Origin of the sequence: Actinopolymorpha sp. B17G11, assembly GCF_040196095.1 — a bacterium.
GTDB lineage: Bacteria > Actinomycetota > Actinomycetes > Propionibacteriales > Actinopolymorphaceae > Thermasporomyces.
The window spans coordinates 103,683-127,882 of sequence record NZ_JBEFTW010000010.1 but is presented as its reverse complement, the minus strand read 5'-3'; the positions used below and the strand labels follow the sequence as shown (position 1 = coordinate 127,882).

General features: G+C 69.9%; 25 protein-coding genes. 19 read left to right on the top strand and 6 right to left on the bottom strand.

Features of this window, described 5'->3' with window-relative positions; translation table 11 throughout:
• Window positions 1-182 precede the first annotated feature (182 nt).
• Complete coding sequence (locus ABN028_RS13355; RefSeq protein ID WP_349330057.1) at window positions 183-407, top strand: hypothetical protein; 225 nt, start codon at window positions 183-185, stop codon at window positions 405-407.
• 174 nt (window positions 408-581) lie between these two features.
• On the opposite strand, the gene ABN028_RS13350 is transcribed toward ABN028_RS13355, so the two are convergent.
• On the bottom strand, window positions 582-1,466 hold the full coding sequence (locus ABN028_RS13350; protein WP_349696821.1) for a 1,4-dihydroxy-2-naphthoate polyprenyltransferase: 885 nt from the start codon (window positions 1,464-1,466) through the stop codon (window positions 582-584).
• A gap of 102 nt (window positions 1,467-1,568) precedes the next feature.
• Between ABN028_RS13350 and ABN028_RS13345 the strand changes: the two genes are divergently transcribed.
• The 4 genes from ABN028_RS13345 to ABN028_RS13330 are packed head-to-tail and all read left to right on the top strand — an operon-like array spanning window position 1,569 to window position 4,051.
• Window positions 1,569-2,447 carry a GNAT family N-acetyltransferase gene (locus ABN028_RS13345; protein WP_349696820.1) on the top strand — a complete coding sequence of 293 codons (879 nt, stop codon included), beginning with the start codon at window positions 1,569-1,571 and terminating at the stop codon, window positions 2,445-2,447.
• Window positions 2,444-3,307 (top strand): arylamine N-acetyltransferase family protein, encoded by an 864-nt coding sequence (locus ABN028_RS13340; RefSeq protein ID WP_349696819.1) that lies wholly within the window; start codon window positions 2,444-2,446, stop codon window positions 3,305-3,307. Before ABN028_RS13345 ends, ABN028_RS13340 begins: the two co-directional genes overlap by 4 nt.
• Window positions 3,308-3,359: 52 nt before the next feature.
• Window positions 3,360-3,620 carry a hypothetical protein gene (locus ABN028_RS13335; protein ID WP_349330061.1) on the top strand — a complete coding sequence of 87 codons (261 nt, stop codon included), beginning with the start codon at window positions 3,360-3,362 and terminating at the stop codon, window positions 3,618-3,620.
• Entirely contained in the window at window positions 3,617-4,051 is a 435-nt protein-coding gene (locus tag ABN028_RS13330; protein WP_349696818.1) for a type II toxin-antitoxin system VapC family toxin, read from the top strand. The genes ABN028_RS13335 and ABN028_RS13330 overlap by 4 nt, the downstream gene beginning before the upstream one ends.
• Before the next feature lie 118 nt (window positions 4,052-4,169).
• Here ABN028_RS13330 and ABN028_RS13325 read toward each other — a convergent pair whose 3' ends face one another.
• Window positions 4,170-5,369, bottom strand: a complete 1,200-nt coding sequence (locus ABN028_RS13325; protein ID WP_349696817.1) for an AMP-binding protein — start codon at window positions 5,367-5,369, stop codon at window positions 4,170-4,172.
• 97 nt (window positions 5,370-5,466) lie between these two features.
• On the opposite strand from ABN028_RS13325, the gene ABN028_RS13320 reads away from it, so the two are divergent.
• The 8 genes from ABN028_RS13320 to ABN028_RS13285 all read left to right on the top strand — a co-directional run bounded on the left by ABN028_RS13320 (window position 5,467) and on the right by ABN028_RS13285 (window position 15,397).
• Window positions 5,467-6,429, top strand: a complete 963-nt coding sequence (locus ABN028_RS13320; RefSeq protein ID WP_349696816.1) for an o-succinylbenzoate synthase — start codon at window positions 5,467-5,469, stop codon at window positions 6,427-6,429.
• On the top strand, window positions 6,426-8,198 hold the full coding sequence (menD, locus tag ABN028_RS13315) for a 2-succinyl-5-enolpyruvyl-6-hydroxy-3-cyclohexene-1-carboxylic-acid synthase (RefSeq protein ID WP_349330065.1): 1,773 nt from the start codon (window positions 6,426-6,428) through the stop codon (window positions 8,196-8,198). The genes ABN028_RS13320 and menD overlap by 4 nt, the downstream gene beginning before the upstream one ends.
• A 108-nt stretch (window positions 8,199-8,306) precedes the next feature.
• A complete protein-coding gene (locus ABN028_RS13310; RefSeq protein ID WP_349330066.1) occupies window positions 8,307-9,221 on the top strand; it encodes a GNAT family N-acetyltransferase in 915 nt (304 codons plus the stop codon).
• A gap of 366 nt (window positions 9,222-9,587) precedes the next feature.
• Window positions 9,588-11,231, top strand: a complete 1,644-nt coding sequence (gene abc-f, locus ABN028_RS13305) for a ribosomal protection-like ABC-F family protein (RefSeq protein WP_349696815.1) — start codon at window positions 9,588-9,590, stop codon at window positions 11,229-11,231.
• Between the two features lie 160 nt (window positions 11,232-11,391).
• Window positions 11,392-12,075 carry a PAQR family membrane homeostasis protein TrhA gene (gene trhA, locus ABN028_RS13300; RefSeq protein ID WP_349330068.1) on the top strand — a complete coding sequence of 228 codons (684 nt, stop codon included), beginning with the start codon at window positions 11,392-11,394 and terminating at the stop codon, window positions 12,073-12,075.
• 154 nt (window positions 12,076-12,229) lie between these two features.
• Window positions 12,230-13,939 carry a hypothetical protein gene (locus ABN028_RS13295; RefSeq protein WP_349696814.1) on the top strand — a complete coding sequence of 570 codons (1,710 nt, stop codon included), beginning with the start codon at window positions 12,230-12,232 and terminating at the stop codon, window positions 13,937-13,939.
• 34 nt (window positions 13,940-13,973) lie between these two features.
• Window positions 13,974-14,303: a nucleoside triphosphate pyrophosphohydrolase family protein gene (locus tag ABN028_RS13290; protein ID WP_349696813.1), complete on the top strand. Its 330-nt coding sequence runs from the start codon at window positions 13,974-13,976 to the stop codon at window positions 14,301-14,303.
• A 77-nt stretch (window positions 14,304-14,380) separates the two neighbouring features.
• Complete coding sequence (locus ABN028_RS13285) at window positions 14,381-15,397, top strand: phosphotransferase (RefSeq protein ID WP_349696812.1); 1,017 nt, start codon at window positions 14,381-14,383, stop codon at window positions 15,395-15,397.
• On the opposite strand, the gene ABN028_RS13280 is transcribed toward ABN028_RS13285, so the two are convergent.
• The gene (locus ABN028_RS13280) at window positions 15,394-16,374 is read right to left on the bottom strand and encodes a PIG-L family deacetylase (RefSeq protein ID WP_349696811.1); all 981 of its coding nucleotides are present in this window, start codon (window positions 16,372-16,374) and stop codon (window positions 15,394-15,396) included. The two genes, ABN028_RS13285 and ABN028_RS13280, sit on opposite strands and share 4 nt — an antisense overlap.
• Window positions 16,375-16,548: 174 nt before the next feature.
• Window positions 16,549-17,841 (bottom strand): isochorismate synthase, encoded by a 1,293-nt coding sequence (locus ABN028_RS13275; protein WP_349696810.1) that lies wholly within the window; start codon window positions 17,839-17,841, stop codon window positions 16,549-16,551.
• Between the two features lie 73 nt (window positions 17,842-17,914).
• Between ABN028_RS13275 and ABN028_RS13270 the strand changes: the two genes are divergently transcribed.
• Window positions 17,915-18,610 carry a demethylmenaquinone methyltransferase gene (locus ABN028_RS13270; protein WP_349691278.1) on the top strand — a complete coding sequence of 232 codons (696 nt, stop codon included), beginning with the start codon at window positions 17,915-17,917 and terminating at the stop codon, window positions 18,608-18,610.
• Window positions 18,611-18,786: 176 nt separating this feature from the next.
• On the opposite strand, the gene ABN028_RS13265 is transcribed toward ABN028_RS13270, so the two are convergent.
• Entirely contained in the window at window positions 18,787-19,065 is a 279-nt protein-coding gene (locus ABN028_RS13265; RefSeq protein ID WP_349330076.1) for a type II toxin-antitoxin system RelE family toxin, read from the bottom strand.
• Window positions 19,062-19,313, bottom strand: coding sequence for a hypothetical protein (locus ABN028_RS13260; RefSeq protein ID WP_349330077.1), 252 nt, complete (start codon window positions 19,311-19,313; stop codon window positions 19,062-19,064). The genes ABN028_RS13265 and ABN028_RS13260 overlap by 4 nt, the downstream gene beginning before the upstream one ends.
• Before the next feature lie 352 nt (window positions 19,314-19,665).
• On the opposite strand from ABN028_RS13260, the gene ABN028_RS13255 reads away from it, so the two are divergent.
• The 5 genes from ABN028_RS13255 (at window position 19,666) to ABN028_RS13235 (ending at window position 24,198) form a co-directional block, all read left to right on the top strand.
• The gene (locus ABN028_RS13255) at window positions 19,666-20,949 is read left to right on the top strand and encodes a geranylgeranyl reductase family protein (protein WP_349696859.1); all 1,284 of its coding nucleotides are present in this window, start codon (window positions 19,666-19,668) and stop codon (window positions 20,947-20,949) included.
• 168 nt (window positions 20,950-21,117) lie between these two features.
• Entirely contained in the window at window positions 21,118-21,480 is a 363-nt protein-coding gene (locus ABN028_RS13250) for an NADH-quinone oxidoreductase subunit A (RefSeq protein ID WP_349330079.1), read from the top strand.
• 59 nt (window positions 21,481-21,539) lie between these two features.
• Window positions 21,540-22,094: a NuoB/complex I 20 kDa subunit family protein gene (locus ABN028_RS13245; RefSeq protein WP_349691275.1), complete on the top strand. Its 555-nt coding sequence runs from the start codon at window positions 21,540-21,542 to the stop codon at window positions 22,092-22,094.
• Window positions 22,091-22,834: an NADH-quinone oxidoreductase subunit C gene (locus ABN028_RS13240; RefSeq protein ID WP_349696809.1), complete on the top strand. Its 744-nt coding sequence runs from the start codon at window positions 22,091-22,093 to the stop codon at window positions 22,832-22,834. The genes ABN028_RS13245 and ABN028_RS13240 overlap by 4 nt, the downstream gene beginning before the upstream one ends.
• Window positions 22,834-24,198 (top strand): NADH-quinone oxidoreductase subunit D, encoded by a 1,365-nt coding sequence (locus ABN028_RS13235; RefSeq protein ID WP_349330082.1) that lies wholly within the window; start codon window positions 22,834-22,836, stop codon window positions 24,196-24,198. Before ABN028_RS13240 ends, ABN028_RS13235 begins: the two co-directional genes overlap by 1 nt.
• Window positions 24,199-24,200: the final 2 nt, after the last annotated feature.

Sequence of the window (24,200 nt, the reverse complement as noted above, 5' to 3'; positions counted from 1 at the left end):
ATGTGCCGTGCGGGTTGGGTAGCTGTGCGGGTCGGGTAGCTGTGCGGGTGGGCTCTCCGGTGGGCGGGCAGGGGCAGCTGTGCGTCGCCGGGGGCGGGTTGCGGCGCCGAGGTCTCCCAGACGCTCCGCTCCGGTGTCCCCACCGCCGGTTATCCCGGCGCTCCTCGGGGTACCGATCGTTTATGAACGACAATCCCCGTCACGACCCCGAAGGCACCGACAGGTGGACGAAGGAGGACGCGACCCCCGGCGAGGATCCGCGCGAGATCGACCGCGAACAGATCAATCCGGAGTACGTTCGCCGCCTCCAGGAGCATCGGGCCGTCACCCACGCCGACGAGGAGACCGACGCTGCGGACGAGATGGGGACCAGCGCGACCACTCACGACCCGACGGAGCGCGACTGAGCCTGCATCGTCTCAACGGCGGGAGCTGCGCCTTCCGCGCGGGGCTGCCTCCCTGTTCCGACGCCCATGATCATGAAGAAATCGGGCCCATGCGCGCATCTCTTGTGTCTTGAGATCGGTGACATCTATGTCTTGGGCTCTACGTACGCAAATCCTTCATGATCACGATCATGATCACGGGGTGTTGGCGGACAGGGCGAGAGCCAGGGTGAGCAGGAGGGCGAAGACGAGTTCGGCGAGACCGGTGTCACGCAGGACTGCCACCAGGTCCCGCCCGCTGGTCCCGCGGAGGACCTGACGGAGGGGCCGCCGCGCCAGTCCCAGCGCCAGCAGGGCGAGAAGTGCCCACGGTGTCGTGGTGAGCGCGAGAACGACGACGACGGCGTACGCCACGACGTGCAGGCCGGCGTACAGCAGTCGGGTCCGGCGGTCACCGAGCACCACCGCGAGCGTGCGTTTCCCGCTCGCGGCGTCGGTCGGGATGTCGCGCAGGTTGTTCGCGACCAGGATCGCGCACGTGAGTGACCCGATCGCGATCGCTCCGCCGACCGCCGGCCAGGTGACGCGGAGCGTTTGGACGTACGCCGTGCCGACCACCGCCATCAGCCCGAAGAACACGAAGACGCTGACCTCGCCGAGCGCGTGGTAGCCGTACGGGCGTCGGCCGCCGGTGTAGAACCACGCCGCCCCGATCGCCACCGCGCCGAGGGCGAGGAGCCACCACGCGGTCGTGAGGGCGAGTACGAGTCCGCAGACTGCCGCCACCGCGAAGCAGGCGTACGCCGCTGCCTTGACCGCAGCCGGTGCCGCCGCTCCGGAGCCGACGAGGCGTTGTGGGCCGACCCGGTGGTCGTCGGTGCCGCGGATCCCGTCGGAGTAGTCGTTGGCGTAGTTCGAGCCCACCTGCAGCGCGAGAGCCACCGCCAGGGCGAGAACCGCCTTCCAGCCAACGAACGAACCCGCCGCCGCGGCCGCTCCGGAGCCGACGAGGACTGGCGCGACGGATGCCGGGAGGGTACGCAGTCGTGCGCCTTCGAGCCACTGAGCGGGGGTCGCCACGAGGAGCGAGTCTCTCAGCCGATCTGTGCCTCTCCCCTCCCGGGTCAGAGAGCGCTGGTCGAGATCCGCTGCCTGCATGAAATTGTCGAATAAGGTATGTTCATGCAGATGTCGCACGAGATCACCTCGATGGCCGAACTCCGGCGCAGTTGTTCAGGCGACGGACTGCTGCTGTGGGCGAGCCAGGGCCTGCCACCGGGACGGCCAGGTCGACGGCCAGGTCACGGCGTGCGGCGGGTGCGTGCCTGGCGGCGCGGTGACGCCGTCGCGGTCGCGGCCCCCTTCCTTTCCTGCCGGGACCGGCTCGCGATCCACGGCCCGGCCGACCAGGTGGCCCCGCTCGTCCGTGACGTACTGGCTGAGGTCGGCACGACGTTCCGGCTGATCGGTTCGGAGGATCTCGTGGCCGCGGTCGCCGACCGGATCGACGAGCTCGCTCTCCTTCGTACGTTCGGCTGGATGGAGACCGACCGCCCGGCGATCCGGACGGCGGGCGGCAGCCGGCAACCGGCCGAGGTCGCGCGGTGGCTCGACTGGTCGTGGTCCGCACCGGTCGCCGAACTCCTGGCCGAGACCTATCCGGGCTCGTACGCCCGACCGGGGCTCGCGGGGGTACGCCGATGGGCGGGTGCGGTCCCGTCCGACGGCATCCTCGCCGCTGTCGCGGCCGATGCGTGGTCGGCGCCGGACGTGGGCTACATCGCCGGAGTCGTCGTGCGTACGCAGCTGCAGGGGCAGGGATACGCGGCCGCTGCGTTCCGACTGGTGCTCGACACACTCGTCGCCGAGCACGGCAGGGCCGCCCTGATGGTCGCCGCCGAGAACGCGCCAGCGGTGCGGCTGTATCGCCAATGCGGTCTGAGCTGGCGATCCCTCGCCGCGGCCGGCGTGGTGTCCGGTCACAGCGTCATCCGAGGCGACCGCGCCCCCGTCGCCGAGAGGATCAGCGACCAGGCGTGTATGACAGGCTCGGGCACGTGAAACTCCAGGCGTTCGACGTCGATCTCCGCGACCGCTACCTGCGCCACCTCGGCTTCGCGGCCGGTGAGCTGCCCGGACCACCCTCGTCCGCGCTGCTCCGGCGGCTGCACCACGCGCAGCTCGACCGGGTGCCGTACGAGAACCTCGAGATCCAGCTCGGCCGGCCGACGACGATCGACCCGCGGGAGTCGGCGAATCGGATCGTCACCGGACGAGGCGGCTACTGCTACCACCTGAACGGTTCCTTCGCGGCCCTCCTGCTGAGCCTGGGGTTCGACGTCGCGTTGGCGCGAGGCGCGCCCATCGACCCGAGCGTGGACCCACCGGCGTGGGGCGCGCACATGGTGCTCCTGGTCAGGATCGGCTCCGAGACGTGGATCCCCGACGTCGGCCTCGGGGACGGATACCGCGACCCCATCCCGCTGGTGGCGGGAGGCCCGCTGGTGCAGGGGCCGTTCGCGTACCGGCTCGAGCAGGTGGGTGGGCCGTTCTGGCGGTTCCACCATGATCCGCACGCGTCGATCGCGGGGTTCGACTTCGACGTGACGCCGGTTCCGCTCGGGGCCTTCGCGGCGATGCACCGGTACCTGTCGACGTCGCCGGAGTCGTCGTTCGTCCAGAAGCTCGTCGTCCAACGTCGGTGGGCTGAACATGCGCTGACGCTGCGGGGTTGCGTACTGACCCGGGCTGATTCCGGCGGGCGGTCGAGCCGGGATGTCGTGAAGGAGCGGGAGTGGACGGCGCTGCTGCACGAGGAGTTCGGGCTTCGGCTGTCCGACGTCGACGAGGACGTGCGGCGTGCGTTGTGGACGCGGGTGCGAACGGCCCACGAGGCATGGGACCGCGCCGGCCGCCAGTGATGCCGCATCGCGGTCATCATGACAGCACAACGCCGACAGCTATGATGCTGGCATGCGTACGACGGTCACTCTGGACGACGACGTCGCGGCCGGACTGCGACAATTCGCCCGGGAGCATGGCATTTCGTTCAAGGAAGCGGTCAATGCTGCCGTGCGTCGTGGGCTTGCTCCGCGACAGCGCTCGCAGGAGCCCTACGAGCTGCCGTCCTTCGCCCTCGAGGTCCGACCTGGGATCAACCTCGACAAGGCAGGAGCCCTCGCTTCCGACCTCGAAGACGAGGCGATTTTCGCCAAGCTCGAGCTACGCAAATGAAGCTCGTCGACATCAACGTGTTGATCTATGCGATCGACAAGGCGTCGCCGCAGCATGAGCGCGCTCGCCACTGGCTGGGGGCAGAGCTCAACGGTGCCGACGTCCTGGGGTTACCGTGGCTCGTCCTGCTGGGATTCGTACGACTTGTCACGAAGCCGCAGGTGTTCGCACACCCGCTCCCGGTCGAGACGGCGATGGACCTGGTCGATGGTTGGCTCCAGCGGGAGAACGTAGTCATTCCGCAGCCCGGCTCGCGGCACGCCACCATCCTGCGTGGTCTGCTCGACGACCTGGGAACTGGTGGAAACCTCGTTTCCGATGCACACCTTGCCGCGCTCGCCATCGAGCACGGCTTCGAGCTGTGCTCGTGCGATGCGGATTTCAGCAGATTCTCAGGGCTGCGGTGGCGGGACCCGTTGCGGGACAGGTGACCCGCGCCGGCCGCCCGTGACGCGTGTGAGGCCGCGTCGCCAGGAAGCGTTCCATGATCATGAAGGAAAACGGGGCCCATGTGCCGAAAGACCTTCACGATCACGATCACGATCATGATCACGGGAGCAGGGCGGCGCGGTCGAGCTTCCCGGACGGGAGCAGGGGGAGAGCGTCGACGACGATGACCTCGCGAGGGGCGTACGCCCGGGGATGCCTCGCCGCCACCACGGCCCGGACGTCGGCGAGCGAGGGAGGCGTGGCGCCGGGACGCAGGACGACGTACGCCACCACCCGCGTACCCCACTCGGGATCCGGCAGCCCGACCGCGGCGACCTCGGCGATGCCGGGCACGGACGCGACGGCCCGCTCGACCGCGAGCAAGGGCACGTTGACACCGCCCGAGACCACCACGTCGTCGAGCCGGCCGAGAATCTCGAGCCGGCCGTCACCGCCCCACCGGCCCAGGTCATCGCTCAGGTGCCAGCCGTCGGCCAGAGCTGCGGCCGTGAGGTCGGGACGCAGCCGGTAGCCCGCGAACACCACCGGTCCGCCGATCCGCACCCGCCCATGTCCCCCAGCCGCCAGCGAGAGGTCGACCCGCACACCGTCGAGCGGGCGCCCGTCATAGACGCAGCCGCCGCAGGTCTCGGTCATCCCGTACGTCGTCACCACCCGCACCCCAGCGTCCCGCGCCCGCTGCAGCAGGGCAGGCGCACTCGCCGCACCGCCGAGGAGGACCGCGTCGTAGGTCCGGAGCGCGTCGACCGCCACGGGACCCGCGTCGAGCAGGCGTACCAGCTGGGTCGGCACCAACGCGGTGTAGCGCCGGACCGAACCCACTGCCGGCAGCGCGGCCGTCGCAGCACGGAAGGCCTCCGGCGTGAACCGCCCCACCAGCGGGACAGGCATTGTCCCCGCGGCCAGCGACCGCACCAGTACCTGGAGACCCGCGATCCGGCTGACCGGCAACGCGAGCGTCCACACACCCGGACCACCCAACCGCTCCAGCGTTGCCCGCGCCGAGTGCAACAACGCCGACGCGGGCAGCAGCACGCCCTTCGGCTCCCCGGTGGAACCCGACGTCGGTAGGACGACCGCGATGTCGTCGCGTTCGAGGGGTTCGTCCGTGCGAAGCATCGAACGGATCTGTTCCACGCCGCCACAGGCCGACACCGGGGCGACGGCCGGGCCGCCGCCCGCCAGCGCCGCCGCGAGGGCGTCCTGCAGGTGGGTTACGGACGCGCCGCTCCGGGCCGCGTCGCCCACATCGCCCGCCTCGTCGACGACGACCAGCCGGAATCCGATCTTGGAAATCACAGGGCTAGGCTACGAGCCACTCCCGTGACACTCCGTCACAGGTTTCGCGGAGCCGTCCGGCGCGACAGATGCGCGACAGATACGGAGGGTACGTTTCATGATCATCCGTGGAGACGGCGCCATCCACGTCTTCGCGGTGGCGATGCGCGCGAAGTTCCGCGGAATCGACGTACGCGAGGGGCTCCTGGTCCAGGGCCCGGGAGGTTGGGCCGAGTTCAGCCCGTTCTGGGACTACGACCACGCGACCTGCGTTCCGTGGCTGCGCGCGGCGCGTGAGGCGGCCTACGACATCTGGCCGAAGCCGCTCCGCGACCGGATCCCGGTCAACTGCACGGTTCCCGCGGTCGATCCCGCCCGTGCGCGGGCGGTGGTGGCCGCCAGCAACGGCTGCCGGACCGCGAAGGTCAAGGTCGCCGAGCCCGGCCAGACCGAACACGACGACCTCGCCCGGGTCGAGGCTGTCCGCGAGGCGCTGGGTCCGGACGGCCACATCCGCGTCGACGCCAACGGTGCCTGGGATGTCGACACGGCCGTCACCATGATCGGACGCCTGGACAAGGAGGCGCGCGGGCTGGAGTACGTCGAGCAGCCGTGCGCCAGCGTCGAGGACCTCGCGAAAGTACGCCGGAAGGTCGGCGTACCCATCGCCGCCGACGAGTCGATCCGCCGCGCCGAGGACCCCTACCGGGTAGCCCGACTGGACGCCGCCGACGTCGCCGTCCTCAAGGTGCAGCCGCTGGGAGGGATCCGGGCCGCCCTTCGGATCGTCGAGCAGATCGGGCTCCCGGTCGTGGTGTCGAGCGCGCTGGAGACGTCGATCGGACTCGCCACCGGCGTGGCGCTGGCGGCGGCGCTGCCGGATCTCCCGTACGCCTGCGGACTGGCCACGACGCAGCTGTTGTGCGCCGACGTGGTGGCGGACTCGTTCGTACCGGTCGACGGTGAGCTTTCGGTCGTGCGCCCCGTACCCGATCCTGACCTGCTCGGAGCCGTAGCCGCCGACGCCACGACCCACGCCCGATGGATCGACCGGCTGGCCGCCGTGGAGGCCCTGGCATGAACCCCTCCACCGCGCTCGCTCGGGTATTCGTCGACGAGCTCTGGCGCAGTGGGGTCCGCGAGGCTGTGCTGGCACCGGGTTCGCGCAACGCGCCGCTCGCGTTTGCGTTCCACGCCTCCGACGCCAGGGAGCAGATCCGCCTGCACGTCCGCATCGACGAGCGGGCAGCCGGCTACCTCGCGCTCGGCCTCGCGAAGGTGAGCCGCCGGCCCGTGCCCGTCGTGTGTACGTCGGGAACCGCCGCCGCCAACCTGCATCCGGCGGTGCTGGAGGCGCATCACTCCGGTGTTCCGCTGGTCGTCCTCACCGCCGACCGGCCGGTGGAGCTGCGTGGCGTCGGGGCGAACCAGACGACCGACCAGGTGAAGCTCTACGGCTCGGCGGTCCGGATGTTCCACGAGGTCGGGGCACCGGAACTCCGGCCCGGCCAGAATGCGTACTGGCGCGGGCTCGTGGCGCGTGCCCTCGCCGTCGCCCGCGGCTTTCGCGACCGCGACCCGGGGCCGGTCCACCTCAACCTGGCGTTCCGGGAGCCGCTCGTCCCGGATCCGGGCGATGATGCGACTGCGGCCGATCCGGGCGCCGTCGCCGACTGGCCGGAGTCCCTGGAAGGGCGGGCGAACGGTGGTCGTTGGACCCGGATCGAACGCCTCGCCACCGAACAGATCGCCTGGCTCGAACGCGGCCCGCGCACCGTCGTCGTCGCCGGTGACGGTGCCGACGCCCAGGCCCGCTGGCTCGCCGAGACCGCCGGGTGGCCCCTGCTCGCCGAACCCACCAGCGGCGCCCGCTCCGGACCGAACGCCCTCGGCCCGTACCGCCTGCTGCTCGACGCGGGCACCCCACTGAACCAGGCGATCGAGCGCGTTGTCGTCTACGGTTGGCCGACCCTCTCCAGGGCGGTGACGAAGCTCATCACCCGTGATGACGTGATGCTCGTCGTGGCCGGCCGGCGTCCGGCGTGGCCGGATCCTGGCCACCAGGCGTACCGCGTCAGCGCGGCGGTCGCCCTCGAAGGCACCGTCGACGGGGCCGGACGTCGCGAGCCGGACGACTGGCTGACGGCGTGGCTCTCCGCCGACCAGTGCGCACGGGTCGCGGTGGAGGAGGTACTCGCCCGGGAGCCGGCCTTCAGTGGCCTGCACGTGGCCCGCGACGTCGCCGCCGCGGTGCCCGGAGGCGGACTGTTGGTGGCCGGGTCGTCCAGCCCGGTCCGCGACCTCGACCTGGCGGGCGCGCCGTGGACGAACCGGCTGGTGGACGAGGGAGGCCGGATCGCGCATCGGGACCACCGGAAGGTGATCGGCAACCGGGGGCTCGCCGGCATCGACGGAACGCTGTCGACGGCGATCGGTGCGGCGCTCGTGCACCGGACCGGACCCGCGTACGCGATCGTGGGGGACCTGACGTTCCTGCATGACGCGAACGCGCTCGTGCGAGGGTCGTACGAAGCACGCCCCGACCTCACCATCGTGGTGGTGAACGATGACGGCGGCGGCATCTTCACCACCCTCGAGCAGGGGCAGCCGGCCTACGCGGATGCGTTCGAGCGGGTCTTCGGCACCCCGCACGGCGTGGACCTGGAGGCGCTCGCCGACGCGACGCGCACGCCGTACACGCTGGTGCGGACCCGGCGCGAGCTCCAGGCCGCGATGTCGCGGTCGCGGGGCCTGCGGATCGTGGAGGTACGCACGGACCGGTCCCGGACCCGCGACCTGCACACCCGCCTCGCCCAGGCCGTCCGGACGTCCGTCGCCAGCCTCCGCTGAATCCCGCCCCGCCTCTCCGCCCGCCTCGCTGGCTCCGCTGGCTTCGCCGGCTACGCCGACGAAGAACCTGGTTGATCGACACCGCGATCCCAGGTCATGCTTCGGCGTATGCGCTGCGAGACGACATCGGACCCTGGAGAGTTCTGGGCGGCCGCCTCCGAGTTCCTCAGTGCCGATCCGGTCCTCAACAGCGTGATCATCACCAATGTCCTCGGCCGGCGGTCAGGTGCGGTGACCGATCCCGCGCCCGCGACCTACCTCACCGTCCTCGACGACACCGGCGCGGTCGTCGGGGCAGCCATGCGTACGCCTCCGTTCGCGGTGACTGTCTCCTCGCTGCCGCCTGGCGCTGCGGAGTTGGCCGTCGACGCGCTGTTGGCGGCCTGCCCCGACGCGTCGGGAGTGATCGGGCCGTCGGCCACCGCCACGGCCTGCGCGACGGAGTGGGAACGCCGGACCGACGAGATCGTGACGGTACGGATGCAGCAGCGCATCTACCGGCTGGACGTCGTACGCCCGCCGGTGCAGCCGACCGGGTCGATGCGCCGCGCGACCAAGGCGGACATCGACCTGATCGCCGCGTGGGGAGAGGCGTTCCACCTCGAGGTGGAGGCCGGGTCGGTGGGGGCTGGTCCGGCGGAGGCCGGTCCGGCGGAGCGACACGCGGTCGGGCCGCTTTCGGAGGAAGAACGAGCGCTGGAGCGACGCCGGGCCGAGCTGCGGGTGGGCGAGCGACGTGCATACCTGTGGGAGAACGGCGGCGAACCGGTGTCGTACGTCGGTGCCACCAACCCCGCAGGCGGCGTCGTCCGGGTCGCGCCGGTCTACACGCCGCCGGACAAGCGCGGTCGTGGCTATGCGAGTGCACTCGTCGCCGGTGTCAGCCAGGCCGCGCTCGACGCCGGCGCGACTGCGTGCTCGCTCTACACCGACCTCGCCAACCCCACGTCGAACAAGATCTACGCCGCGGTCGGCTATCGCCCGGTCTGTGACGTGACCAACTACCGCTTCGGCGATCGATAGACAGGCCCTGGTCTGCCATCCGTTCATCGCCACGCGGCGGCCATGATCATGAAGGAAAATCGGCGCATACGTACGAAAAACCCCTCATGATCACGATCATGATCACGGGACAGGCGGCGGTTCGTGAGTGGGGCAGGCTAGGCTTGGCGAGGCTGACTCACCGACAACGGAGGCCCTCCGACCGATGGATGATTGAGCGACGCGGGCACCTGTCCGTCTCCCGCACTCCGGGAGAACCCCTGCGGCCACACGCAGGTGGCTTGACAGGAAGTCCGCCGACGCCTGGCCGCCTCAGCCCTGGCTCGGATCCGCGTGTACCAGACCATCGCGTCGATCCGGCCGCGTCGCCTTCCGGAGTCGCTCCGCATGTCTTCTCTCGTCGTACGCGATGTTCAGCTGCACCTTGGACCGCAACTCGTCCTTGACGCCATCTCCGCCAGCATCGCACCCGGCGCCCGGGTCGCTGTTGTCGGACCCAACGGCGTCGGCAAGACGACCCTGCTGCGGATCATGGCGGGCGAGCTCGCGCCCGACACCGGTTCGGTCGTACGCCAGCCGGCCGCTGCCACCGTCGGCCTCCTTCCCCAGGAGCGGGACGCGCGCCAGGGCGAAACCGTCCACCGCTACCTCGCCCGGCGGACGGGCGTCGCCGACGCCGAAGCCGAGCTCACCGCGGCCACCACCGCACTCGCCGCGGGCGAACGAGGATCCGACGACAGGTACGCCCTCGCCCTCGACCGCTACCTCGCCCTGGGTGCCGCGGACCTCGACACAAGAGCGCCGGCGGTCCTCACCGAACTCGGGCTCGACCCCGACCGGTTCGACGATCCCGTCACCGCCCTCTCCGGCGGGCAGCTGGCGAGGCTGGCGCTGGCGTCGGTGCTGCTCGCCCGCTTCGACGTACTCCTCCTCGACGAGCCCACCAACGACCTCGACCTGGCCGGCCTTGCCCAGCTCGAGGACTTCCTGAGCCGCCGGCAGGGTGGCCTCGTCGTCGTGTCCCATGACCGGACGTTCCTCGAGCGGATCGCGACCGACGTTCTGGAGATCGACGAGTTCACCCGCCAGGGCCACCTCTACGGCGGCGGGTTCGCGGCGTACGTCGAAGAACGCGAACGCGCCCGCACCCAGGCCCAGGAGGCATACGAGAAGTACACCGCCCAGCGTGACAACCTGCTCGACGAGGCGCGCCGGAAACAGGAGTGGGCCCGGGCCGGGGCCGCCAGCGCACAACGCCGACCACGTGACAACGACAAGTACGTCAAGCACTTTCACGTCCAGAAGAGCCAAGCGACCGGCGCCGGCGCGGCCCGCGCGCTCAAGGCCGCCGAGCGGCTGGAGGTCGTCGAGGAACCGCGGACGCCGTGGGAGCTGCGGCTCACCCTCGACCAGCAGACCCGCAGCGGCGATCGGGTGGCTGAACTCGCGGGCGTGGTCGTCGAGCGGGGCGCGTTCCGGCTGGGTCCGGTCGACCTCGACGTCCGCTACGGTGACCGGCTGCTGGTCGTCGGGCCGAACGGCGGCGGCAAGTCGACCCTCATCGCCGTCCTGCTGGGCACCCTCGCGCCGACCATCGGCGAACGCAGCCTGGGCCGAGGCGTGGTCGTCGGCGAGATCGACCAGGTGCGGCGGGGAGTGGCGGCCGATGCCGGCCTGCTCGACGCATTCCGCCAGGCGGCCGGCGGGCTTGACGAGACCGAGGCGCGGAGCCTGCTGGCGAAGTTCGGTCTGGGGGCCGACGACGTTCTGCGTGAGACCGGATCACTCTCGCCCGGCGAGCGGACCCGCGCCGACCTCGCGCTTCTCGCGGCCCGGCAGGCCAACCTGCTCGTGCTCGACGAGCCGACCAACCACCTCGACCTGCCGGCCGTCGAGCAGTTGGAACAGGCGTTGACGGCGTACGACGGAACCCTCCTCGTCGCCACCCACGACCGGCATCTCGCGGAGACGATCGCGCCCACCCATATGGTCCGAGTCCAGGATGGGCAGGTTTCAGTGGAACGCAGGTGAGTAAACATTCGTTGGGGCCCGTAGTGTCGGTACGGACCCGGTGGCTCCGGACGCTCGGCGTTCAGGCAGGCTCGCGGGTGGAGTAGGACACGGGTCTGTCTGGGCGTGCCGCGTCCGGATCAGGAGCGACAGGATCAGCGCGCAACGCAAGGAGGCCCGCATGCACCTGCCCGACATCAGTGGCGCAGTCCACGACGTCGCGCATACGGTCAAACCCAAGCTTCGCGGGTGGTTGCACGCCGGCACGTTCCCGCTGGCGGTGGCGTCCGGAATCGTCATCGTGCTGCTCGCGCCGACGGCCAAGGCGAAGATCGCGTCGGCCATCTTCGCGGTGACGGCGGCGCTGTTGTTCGGGGTGAGTGCCCTCTACCACCGCGGCCACTGGTCGCCGCGCGCTCTCGCGATCCTGCGGCGGCTCGACCATGCCAACATCTTCCTGATCATCGCGGGCACCTACACGCCGTTCACGTTGCTGCTGCTGGACCGCCCGAGTGCCCAGCTGCTGCTGACGCTGGTGTGGGCCGGCGCGCTGGTCGGCGTGGCGTTCCGGGTGCTGTGGCTTGGCGCGCCGCGCTGGCTCTACGTACCCGTCTACGTCGCGCTCGGCTGGGCGGCGGCGTTCTGGCTGCCGGCCTTCTTCTCCCGCGGCAACGCCGCGATTGTCACGATGATCGTCGTGGGTGGTCTGCTCTACTCGGCGGGCGCCATCATCTATGCCACCAAGAAACCGAACCCGTCGCCGCGTTGGTTCGGGTTCCATGAGGTGTTCCACGCCTGCACGATCGCGGCGTTCATCGTGCACTACGTCGGGATCTCGCTGACGGTCTACACCTTCGCGGCATAGGGAGTACGCGTCTGCCGCGGCACCCGAGCGCCCGTCCACGCGTCCATGACCGCGTGCTCTCGAGCGCACGGGTGCGACCGACACGGGATCGGATCGCGCTCGCTGGTGTCTGGGCGCTGATCATCGGCTGACCACCTGTGTCACGCTGTGCGCCATGCCGGACTGGACCTACCATCCCCTGCGTACGATCGCCGCCTCACTGGGACTGCGGCGGTCGCAGCGTGCGGCCCTTCGGGGCCTGGCGACGCTGACGACGCTGCCGGGTGGCGCCTGGCTGGTCGCGAGGATGGTCGACCGCAGGCCGCCACCGCCGGACATGGCCGGACGGCTGGGCGCCGTTGTCCCACCAGAAGTGGCTCGGGACGCCCTCAGAGCGCTGCCAGTGTTGGGCGCGGACGTGATCGAGATCGGCTCGGTCGGTCCAGACGACCTGCCGGTGGTACGCCGTGCCGTGGCGGATGCGACGTCTCCCCACCGCTGTCGAGTGTTCGTGCGTACGTCCGAAGCGGAGGTCGCGTCGGCCCTGGCGCCGCAGGTCGACCGCATCCTCACCGGAGACGTCTGCACCGGCGATGTCGGCATCGTGGACGTCGGGACCGTGGACGTGGGCATCGGCGACGTGGGCGCCGTGGACGTCGGGACCGTGGACGCGGGCATCGGCGACGTCCGGACCGGTGATGACCCCGAGGTGCGCCATCTCGCCGATCCGTCCGTCCCGGCCGCCGTCGAGGCGCTGGCGGACCGGACGACGACAGTGCTCGCCACGCCCGCTGTCCTCCTCGCCGCCGGGCCTGGCTGGTTCCAGCGGGTGATCGAGGCGGCGACCTCCACCCGGCCGGCTCCTGGGCTGCGCGACATCCCGCTCGATCCTCGGCGGTGGCCGGCCTGGTGGTGGGGCCTGCTCGTCGGGATGGGCATGATCGGCGCCGGGCTCGGCGCGGCGGCGATCACGCTCGGCCCGGTGCTGCTGTGGTACGACCGCGACTTTCTCGGCGCGGACCGTACGCACCTGCATGCCATCAACCACCACCTGGTGTCGTTCCTCCAGCACGACCGGATCACCATGGCCGGCACGATGGTGGCGATCGGAGCGTTGTACGTGGGCCTTGCCGCGGGCGGCATCCGCAAGGGCTGGCCGTGGGCCCGCAACGCCTACCTCGCCTCAGGTCTGGTCGGGTTCCCCACGTTGTTCTACTTCCTGGCGTTCGGATTCGTGGAGCCGCTGCACACGGCCGTCACCGTGGTGCTGTTCCCGATGTTCCTGCTCGCGACCTGGCGGCGCCCGCCGGAACCCAGATGGAGGCTGCTTCCGGACGGTCCCGAGCGGCTTCGGCGCCGGGCGCTCGTCGGACAGCTCCTCCTGATCGTCACCGGATTCGGGCTCTTCGTCGGCGGCGCCACGGTGTCGGTCGTGGGTCTCACCACGGTGTTCGTCCCCACCGACCTGCAGTTCCTCCTCACCGATGCCCACGCTCTCCACGGTGAGAATCCCCGCCTGATGCCGTTCATCGCGCACGACCGGGCCGGCTTCGGCGGGGCGCTGATGGCGGCGGCTCTGGCGATCACGGCGTTGACCCTCTGGGGTTGGCGGCGCGGGGAGTCCTGGGTGTGGTGGTCGCTGGCGTGCGCCGGGACGGCCGGGTTCGCTCCCGCGGTCATCGTGCACTGGCTGATCGGCTACACCGACCTCTGGCACCTGGCACCGGTCTATCTCGGTATCGGTATGACGGTGGGCAGTCTTGTCCTCGCCCGACCGTTTCTGTGCGCCCGCCCGAACGCGGTGGGCGGCCGTGCTTGCGGGCCGGGGAGCTCGAGCGCGCTCCCGTCCGTTCGTACCTCCTCGACGTCTGGTCCGTTACCGTGACGGCGACCTGTCCGTCAGCGTGCGAGGAGCCACCGTGGAGTTCGCGACAGCACAACAGCGCGTGTGGGACAACAAGGTGGCCAAGGGGTTCAACGTCACCGACGTACCGCTGGAATTCTGTCTGCTCCAGGGGGAGGTCGCCGAGGCGTTCGACGCCTGGCGGCGCAAGGAGCCCCATCTCGGAGAGGAACTCGCCGACGTCGCCCTCTATCTCCTGTCGCTCGCCCGGATGACCGGAGTCGACCTGGGCGCGGAGGTGGAACGCAAGCTCGCCATCAATGCCCGTCGTAGGTACGAACGCGATGAACGCACCGGCACCCTGAACCGAGTCGTGGGAGAGGACCCGAGTGGGTGGGAGCGCTGACGGGCAGCGGCCAAGGTGGGGGAGCACTGAGGGGTGAAGACGACCGTGTGGGAGCGCTGACGGGCGACGGCCACGCTGTGAGCGATCGCGAGCGCGGGATCCTCGCCGACGTGGTGACCGCCTTCGGGTTGGGCGAGCTGTCGACCGTCGAACCCGTGACGACTGGCACGATGAACCGGAACTGGCGGGTAAGCACGCCGGCGGGTGTGTACGCGGTCAAGCAACTGCTCGACGTCGGAGCCGACCAGGCGAGGCGCCACCACGCGGCCACCTCCGCCCTTGCCGCCAAGGGCTTTCCAGTCCCGTGCCCGGCCGCCCTGGCCGGCGGCGACACACTGCTGGTACATCCGGCCGGCCTGTTCGCCGTCTCGGCCTGGGCCGCTGGGGTTCACCGCGCAGGCAGTGAGCTGGACCTGGCGCGGTGCGAGGCATTGGGGCGGGTGCTCGGTGACGTCCACGTCCTGCTTTCGTCCGTCCTGCCCGCCGCCCCGCCGCTCGTGCCGGCGGACACGAAGGATCCGGGCGTGGTGTGCGAGGCCATCGACCGGTACGTCGCCCTCATCGATGGCCGGCGGTCGCGCGGCGATGGTGACGACTTCGACGAACGTGCGCGCGGTCTCCTCCTGACCCGCCGCGCCTCGATCGAGGCGCAGGTGTGCCGCCGGCCGGATGACGCTGCGCGGGTTGGACCGGCAGGGTGGATCCACGGCGACTTCCAGCAGTACAACGTGCTCTGGGATGGTGGTCGTGTCTCGGCCGTCCTGGACTGGGACCGGATGAGGGTGGGCGTCCTTCCCAGCGAGGTGGTCCGCGCCGCGGTCTACATCTTCTCCCACGCTGACGGGCACGGCGTCGACCTGGATCGGGTGGCGGCGTTCGTGCGTGGGTATCGCGCGGTGGAACCGGTGGACGCGGCTGCGTTCGCCGACGCGGTGCACCGCTGGTGGTGGAACCAGCTCTGCGCACTGTGGCAACTCAGCCGGCACTACGAGCTCGGCGACCTGCGGTGCGATCGCTTCTTCTTCTCCGAATCGGCGCTCCTGTCGTGGTGGGAGCACCACGCCGACGACGTGCGTGACGCGTTCGCGAGCTAGCTCCTGACCGTCGTCTGGGCGGAGCCTCGCCCATGAACAAGAGGCTGGAAGAACTCGCGGTCCATCCCGGCCACCTCGGCGATCGCGCGGAGGAGTACGCCGTCGCCGACCGATGTCTGGCCCGCGACGAGCGCGTCGAGGGGCTGCGTTCCGAGTCCGGGTGCGTACGTGTCAAGCGCGGTTCGCTTCGCCTGGACGGAGGGCTCGGTGAACTGGAGTGCCACGAGGTCCTCCTCCCTCGCGCAGCCACGGATCCCGCCTTCGCCGAGTGGGCGGGTCGGCGTCAGCAGCGCCAGGCGTTCCCACGCGGCCCGAACATCCTTCGTGCGTACGCATCCACCCAGTGTCAACGGAATCTTGCGGCCCTCCGCCGCGAACAGGCCGAGCGCCTGGCGGACTGCTCGGTGACAGGTGATGTGGTCGGGGTGGCCCGTCACGCCGTCGTCGGAAACGGTGAGAACGACGTCGGGTGAGACCTCTGTCAAGGTCTGCTTGACACAGGCGACGATCGCGGCGATCGCGCCGGCCTCCGCCAACGCACCCGTCGACGGCTCCGCCGGCGTACCCGTCAAGGGCTCGGCCGACGAAGCCGCCAACGGGCCCGCCCGGGAACCCGGCACCGGCACGGGCCCGAGGTCCCGCCATCGCCGACCGCCGATGACGCCAGAGTCCTTGACTCCCAGGGCTTGGCAGGCGCGTGCGTATCGCGCGGCACCTCGGTCCGCGGCGGCGTCGATCGCGACCTGATCCGGCTCGCCGGCGGCGGCGCGTGCGGCCGCGACTCCGACGATGCCCGCTTCGCCCGCGGTGAGCGACACAAGGCGCACTGTGCAGCCGGCCGCTGCGTACGCCGCCAGCGTCGCGCCGGCGAAGAACGTCTCGTCATCGGGATGCGCGAACACACCGAGCACTCGGGTCTCCCGCCCGCGCGGCAGCGGAACTCCTCGAGCCCCGGTCGCCTTTGGTCTCGCCGTCATGCGTCGGCCGCGTCCGGGATGGCCGCGACCTCAGGCCTGGTGGTCATGAAGCTGAGCCCGGCACTTCCATGATCGTGCAGCTGACCACGGCACTGCCGTGATCATGAAGCGAGACCGGGTCGTGAAAGCAAAAGGGGCCATAGAACCCGAAAAGCTTCATCGTCACGATCATGATCACGAGTCGAGGGCGTCGCGGATGGGGACCAGCTTGGCTTGGGCCTCGGCGAGTTCGGCTTCGGGTACGGAGTCGGCCACGATGCCGCAGCCGGCGTAGAGGCGCAGCCGGGTCGGGTCGTCCGGATCCAGCTGGGCGCACCGCAAGGCGATGCCCCACTCGCCGTTCCCGGTCGCGTCCATCCACCCGACGGGACCCGCGTAGCGTCCGCGGTCCATGCGTTCGAGCTCGGCGATCAGCCGCAGCGCCACCGGCGTCGGCGTACCGCACACCGCCGCCGACGGATGGAGCGCGGCGGCGAGCTGCAGCGACGTCGAGGAGTCGGTGAGGACGCCGGCGAGATCGGTCGCGAGGTGCATGACGTTCGGCAGGTGCAGGACGAACGGCGACTCGGGCACGTTGACACTCGAACAGTGTGGCGCGAGCGCGTCAGCCACCGACCGAACGGCGTACTCGTGCTCCTCCAGATCCTTGCTCGACCGGGCCAGGGACGCCGCCAACGCCAGGTCGTGCGCGTCGTCGTCGCTTCGCCGGATCGTGCCGGCCAGCACCCGCGAGGTGACCAGGCCGTTGTCCAGGCGCACGAGCAGCTCGGGTGTCGCGCCGATCAGCCCGCGTACGGCGTAGGTCCAACACGCGGGATAGCGCTCGGCCAGCCGGCGCAAAGGCCACCGCAGGTCGAGCGGCTCCCCGGCGACGGCCAGAAGATCGCGGGCGAGAACTACTTTGTCGAGTTCGTGCGCACCGATCCGGCGGACGGCGTCGGCGACCGCGCCCACCCACTCGGTGCCGGTGAGCGCACCGTCGGCGAAGGCCACATCGCGCGGCGGGCGTGGTGGCGGAACCGCAGTGCCCAGGGTGTCCAGCGACGGTACGCCAGGAAGGGCCGGCTCGACGGTCACCGTCGTGAGCCAGGTCCGGCCGTTGCGGCGGCCGAGGAGGACCCGCGGAACGACCAGCGAGGACTCGCCAGGCTCGTCCGCGAACGCAAAGGACCCGAACGCCACCAGGCCCGTGCCCGGCACGCCCACCTCGTCGCGCACGGCGGCAGTCCCCACCACCGCCGACCACCAGCGCACCGCCACCTCGAACCGGTCGGGGCCGGAGACGTCCAGCCGGACCGCCTCGCCGTGCCCCACGAACCCGGCGCCCCGCCGCACCCACGCGGTCGCCTCGGTCGTGGCCAGGGTCTGCAGCAGATCGACCCGATCGTGGATCTCGGTCGTACGCACGACGAGCCGTGGAACGGCGTCGGCGGCGTTGTCTTCGCGGAGAACCGGCGATTGCGTCACGGCTCCACAGCGTAGAAGGTCGATCGGCACAGGCGTCGCGCTCGCCCCCAGGAGGTCGTGAGAGGTTGGACACGTGGCTCGCGCATCTCTGGCTAAATCCCCCCGTGACGTGGCGGCGATGTTCGACGACGTGGCCGAGCGGTACGACGTGACGAACGACATCCTGTCCCTCGGTCAGGACCGGCTCTGGCGACGGGCGGTCACGCGCGCCGTTGATCCGCGGCCGGGCGAGAGGGTACTCGACCTCGCCGCGGGGACGGGTACGTCGAGTGAACCGCTGGGCCGGGCCGGTGCCGCGCTCGTCGTCCCCTGCGACTTCTCGTGGGGGATGTCGGCGACGGGCAAACGCGCCCGGCCGGACCTGCCGTTCGTGGTCGGTGACGCGGTCCGGCTGCCGTTCGCGGATGCCAGCTTCGACGCGGTCACGATGTCGTTCGGGCTGCGCAATGTCGTCGACGTGACGGGCGGGCTGCGGGAGATGCTCCGCGTGACCCGTCCGGGTGGCCGGCTGGTGGTGTGCGAGTTCAGCCAGCCGGTGTGGAGGCCCTTTCGTACGGTCTATCTCGAGTACCTCATGCGGGCCGTGCCGGCGCTCGCCCGCAGGGTGTCGTCGGATCCGGAGTCCTACGTCTACCTCGCCGAGTCGATCCGGGCCTGGCCGGCGCAGGCGGATCTGGCGCAGACCTTCGCCGCGGCCGGCTGGGCGGGTGTGGAGTGGCGCAACCTCAGTGGCGGCATCGTCGCCCTCCACCGCGCCCGCCGCCCCTGACACGAAGATCATCGGTGGGAAGTGGGTCAGCGCGACGTGGATCGATCGCCCACTTCCCGCTGATGATCTTGGACGGTGAGCAGGTACGACGACCCACCCACCCGGGTTGTTGGAGGTTCGTCGGCGCAGATGTCGGCACAGATGCCGGTGAAGCTCCAACAACCTGGGTGGTCACGTCAGCGAGGGCGATAGGCGCTTGCCCGGTGGCGGATGTCGAGCACGGTCACGGTGTGCTTCGCCTCGTCGATCTCGTACAGGACGCGCCATTCCCGGCCCAGTCGGGCGCTGCAGATGCCCGCGAGTTGTTCGCGAAGGGGCTTGCCGACGCGTTGCGGGTTCTCCACCAACGGCCCGGTGATGAATTCCACGGCAGCCGTCGCCACAGCGTGGGGAAGTCCGTCGGTCAGGGCGCGGCGGGCGCGTGAGGTGACAGCCAGGTCGTAGGCCTGGCTCACGACGCCCGGCGCTGTTTGAGCAGGGCGCGAACGGCATCGACACCGTGGACAACCTCACCCTTCCTGACCTCCTCGCGTGCTTCGGCAAGAGCGCGCAACGTGTCAGGGTCGGCCTTGATCTCCTCGGTCTCGCGAAGGGCCAGCCAGGTCTCGATCGCGAGCAGCACTGTCTGGTGCAGGCTGCGTCGATCCTCTTCTGCGGCGACGCGAAGCTCGTCTTCCAACTCGGGCGGGAGTCGTAGCGTCATGGCCATAGCGTGATGGTATCAATCTGCACCGTTCTGATGGCACGCCTTGAGGCTCTGTCCTGACCTCACCCGGCAATTCCCAACGATGCGCGACATCTTCACCGCGCATCGTTGGGAATGATCACGCATGCGTGATCATTTCGCGGCCCAGCGCCGCCGATCGTTTTAGCAAGGTCGATGTCACGTAAATCGCCAGGTCAGCACGCATGTCCCCGCCTGCGGGGGCGCCGGTTGCCGCCCCCGGCCACGCCGTAGACTGTGCGTTGCGTGGACTCGTGAAGGCATTCACAAGTTCGCAAAGGGGCGTCACCCACGGGGTTCCGGACAAACTCCTCACCAGGTACGAGGAATGATGAGCCGCCAGAGCATCGACGACGACGCGGATGTCATCGTCGTCGGAGCAGGACCAGCCGGTGCCACGACCGCCTATCACCTGGCGCGCACCGGGCTCGACGTACTGCTCCTCGAGAAGACCGCCTTCCCGCGCGAGAAGGTCTGCGGCGACGGGCTCACCCCTCGTGCCGTCACCCAGCTGGTCAAGATGGGTATCGACACCTCGCCTGAAGCCGGCTGGCTGCACAATCACGGCCTGCGTATCTACGGCGGCGGCATGCGACTCGAGCTGCCCTGGCCGGACCTGGCCGAGCACCCCACCAACGGGCTCGTCCGCAAGCGCACCGACTTCGACGAGCTTCTCGCCCGGCAGGCGCAGAAGGCCGGTGCCCGCCTCCACGAACGCACCGCGGTGACGGGGCCCGTGGTCGACGAGCACACCGGCCGGATCGCCGGCGTCACCGCCAAGCCGCACGGCGCCGAGACGGAGACGACCTACCGCGCGCCGCTCGTCATCGCGGCCGACGGCAACTCCTCGCGCCTCTCGGTCGCGGTGGGCCGGCAGCGCCGCGAGGACCGCCCGATGGGCGTCGCGGTGCGTACGTACTTCACCAGTCCCCGCCACGACGACGACTGGCTCGAGTCGTGGCTGGAGCTCTGGGACGGTAAGCCCAACCAGAGCAACCTGTTGCCCGGCTACGGCTGGGTGTTCGGCATGGGCGACGGCACCAGCAACGTCGGGCTTGGCCTGCTGAACACCAGCAGCGGATTCAAGAGCGCCGACTATCGCGGCCTGCTCAAGGCATGGCTCTCCGGGATGCCCGAGGAGTGGGGCTTCGTCGAGGACAACCAGGTCGGCCCGGTACGCGGCGCGGCGCTTCCGATGGGCTTCAACCGCCAGCCGCACTACTCCGCCGGACTGCTGCTCGTCGGCGACGCCGGCGGGATGGTGAATCCCTTCAACGGTGAGGGGATCGCCTACGCGATGGAGTCCGGCGAGCTGGCCGCCGACGTCATCGCCCAGGCGCTCGCACGGCCGGCGGGTCCGCACCGGGAGCGGGTCCTCGCGGCCTATCCGAAGGCGCTGAAGGCACGGTACGGCGGGTACTACACACTCGGCCGGCTGTTCGTAAAGGCGATCGGGAATCCGCAGGTGATGAAGATCGCCACCCGGCACGGTCTGCCACGCCCGCTCCTGATGCGCTTCACGATCAAGCTGCTGGCGAACCTGACCGATCCACGGGGCGGCGACGCACACGACCGGATCATCAACGCGATGTGCAAACTCACACCCGCGGCCTAGGGGGTGGGTACGCATGAGAGATGGGGGCCCTAGGATGGCGAGCCGGTCTGAGCTCGGCAGCCGGCGCGGCGTGCGCGCGGGCGTCGCGCCAACGCCGCCGCGTCGGTGGGCGCCACACACCTGTGTGCGGGCACATCACAGCACGGCGAGAAAGGGGAGCGGGCCGGCGTGAACAACCTCTACGTGCCGATTCTCGTGCTGCTGCTGCTCGGCGGCGGCTTCGCGGTCGTCTCCGCGGTGGCCGGATCCGTCATGGGTCCGAAGCGCTACAACCGCGCGAAGGTCGACTCCTACGAGTGTGGGATCGAGCCCACACCGCAGCCGGCCGGCGGTGGCCGTTTCCCGGTGAAGTACTACATCACCGCGATGCTGTTCATCATCTTCGACATCGAGATCATCTTCCTGTTTCCGTGGGCGGTCGCCTTCGACCAGATGGCGATCTTCGGTCTCGTCGAGATGGTGCTGTTCATCGTGACCGTGTTCGTGGCGTACGCCTATGTCTGGCGGCGCGGAGGTCTCGAATGGGACTGACCGTGAGCCGTCGTCTGCCAGCCAGATCCAGTCGTTCGGAAGAGAGCTGTTGATCGCACATGGGCATCGAAGAAAAGCTGCCCTCAGGGCTACTCCTCACCACGGTGGAGGGTCTTGTCGGGTACTTCCGCAAGGCGTCGCTGTGGCCCGCGACATTCGGGCTGGCGTGCTGCGCGATGGAGATGATGACCACCGGCGGCCCGGTCTATGACACGGCACGGTTCGGCATGGAGGTGTTCCGCGCCTCGCCGCGGCAGGCCGACCTGATGATCGTCGCCGGCCGGGTGAGCCAGAAGATGGCCCCGGTGCTGCGCCAGATCTATGACCAGATGGGTGACCCCAAATGGGTGCTGTCGATGGGCGTCTGCGCCTCCAGCGGCGGCATGTTCAACAACTACGCGATCGTGCAGGGCGTCGACCACGTGGTCCCGGTCGACATCTACCTGCCGGGCTGCCCACCGCGGCCGGAGATGCTCCTCGACGCGATCCTCAAGCTGCACAAGAAGATCCAGAACGAGAAGCTCGGCGTCAACAAGCAGGAACTGCTCGCCGAACAGGAGCGCCTCTCGCTGGAGAGCGCGCCCACCTCGGAGATGAAGGGGCTGCTCCGATGAGTGGCGCTGAGACACCGGACCAGGTTCCGGACGAGACAGCCGACGACCGGCTGCCGGAGAAGCACGAGCCGGCGCCGCCGGAGATCCTCGGCGTCCGGCGCGGCGCCTTCGGTGTGCGGGGCAGCGGCGACACCTCCGGTTACGGCCGGCTGGTCCGCACCGTCGCCCTTCCCGGCGGCACTGTCCCGCCCTACGGTGGCTGGTTCGACGAGGTGACCGACCGCCTGGCCGAGGTGCTGGGTGACGAGGGCGCTCCGGGCTTCGACGAGGCGATCGAGAAGGTCGTGGTCGACCGGGGCGAGATCACGTTCTACGTCCGCCGCCAGCACATCGTCGAGGTCGTACGAAACTTCCGCGACGACCCCGCCCTGCGCTACGAGTTCTGCAGCGGCGTCTCGGGCGTGCACTACCCGGGCGACAAGGACCGGGAGCTGCACGCGGTCTACCACCTGCTGTCGATGACCCACAACCGGCGGATCCGGCTCGAGGTGGCCTGCCCCGACGCCGACCCGCACATCCCGTCGGTGGTCGAGGTCTACCCGACGGCCGACTGGCACGAGCGCGAGGCGTACGACTTCTTCGGCATCGTCTTCGACGGCCATCCCGGCCTGACAAGGATCCAGATGCCGGACGACTGGCCGGGCCACCCGCAGCGCAAGGACTACCCGCTCGGCGGCATCCCGGTCGAGTACAAGGGCGCGACCATTCCGCCTCCGGACGAACGGAGGGCATACACCTGATGACCACGCAACAGGACCGTACGCACGACGAGGCGCGGCAGGACCCCTACGCCAGCGTCCGCGACACCACCGAGGGCCAGGTCTTCACAGTCACCGGTCAGGACTGGGACTCGGTCGTCGCAGGTGCCGCCGAGGCCGCCGACGAGCGGGTCGTCGTCAACATGGGTCCGCAGCACCCCTCGACCCACGGGGTGCTCCGACTGATCCTCGAGCTCGACGGCGAGACGGTGACCGATGCCCGGTGCGGCATCGGCTACCTCCACACCGGCATCGAGAAGAACATGGAGTACCGGAACTGGACCCAGGGGGTCACGTTCTGCACCCGGATGGACTACCTCTCGCCGTTCTACAACGAGGCGGCGTACGTCGGTGCGGTCGAGAAGCTCCTCGGCATCACCGACGACGTGCCGGAGCGGGCGCAGACCATCCGGGTGCTGATGATGGAGCTCAACCGGATCTCCTCGCACCTGGTCGCGATCGCCACCGGCGGCATGGAGATCGGCGCGCTGACGGTGATGACGATCGGCTTCCGCGAGCGCGAGAAGGTGCTCGACATCTTCGAGCTGATCACCGGCCTGCGGATGAACCACGGCTACATCCGGGTCGGCGGCGTCTCCCAGGACCTGCCGGACAATGCGATCGAGAAGCTCCGCGAGCTGATCGCGTGGTTCAAGAAACACCTCAAGGAGTACGCCGAACTCTGCAACGAGAACCCGATCTTCAAGGGCCGGCTCTGCGATGTCGGGCACCTCGACCTCACCGGCTGCCTGGCCCTAGGTATCAGCGGTCCGCCGCTTCGGGCGACGGGCTACCCGTGGGACCTGCGCAAGACCCAGCCGTACTGGGGTTACGAGACCTACGACTTCGAGGTCGCGACGTGGGACACCGCCGACTCCTACGGCCGGTTCCGGATCCGCCTGCAGGAGATGGAAGAGAGTCTGAAGATCATCGAGCAGGCGACCGACCGGCTGGAGAAGACGCCAGGCCCGGTGATGGTGGCCGACAAGAAGATCGCCTGGCCGAGCCAGCTCGCGCTCGGGCCGGACGGCCTCGGCAACTCCCTCGACCACATCAAGCACATCATGGGCGAGTCGATGGAGGCGCTCATCCACCACTTCAAGCTCGTGACGGAGGGGTTCCGGGTGCCGGCGGGTCAGGCGTACTTCGCGGTCGAGAGCCCGCGCGGTGAGCTGGCCTGCCATGTGGTCTCCGACGGCGGCACGCGGCCGTTCCGAGCCCACTTCCGTGACCCGTCGTTCGTCAACCTGCAGGCCACGGCGGCGATGTGCGAGGGCGGCATGGTCGCCGACGTCATCGTCGCGGTGGCGAGCATCGACCCGGTGATGGGTGGTGTGGACCGGTGAGC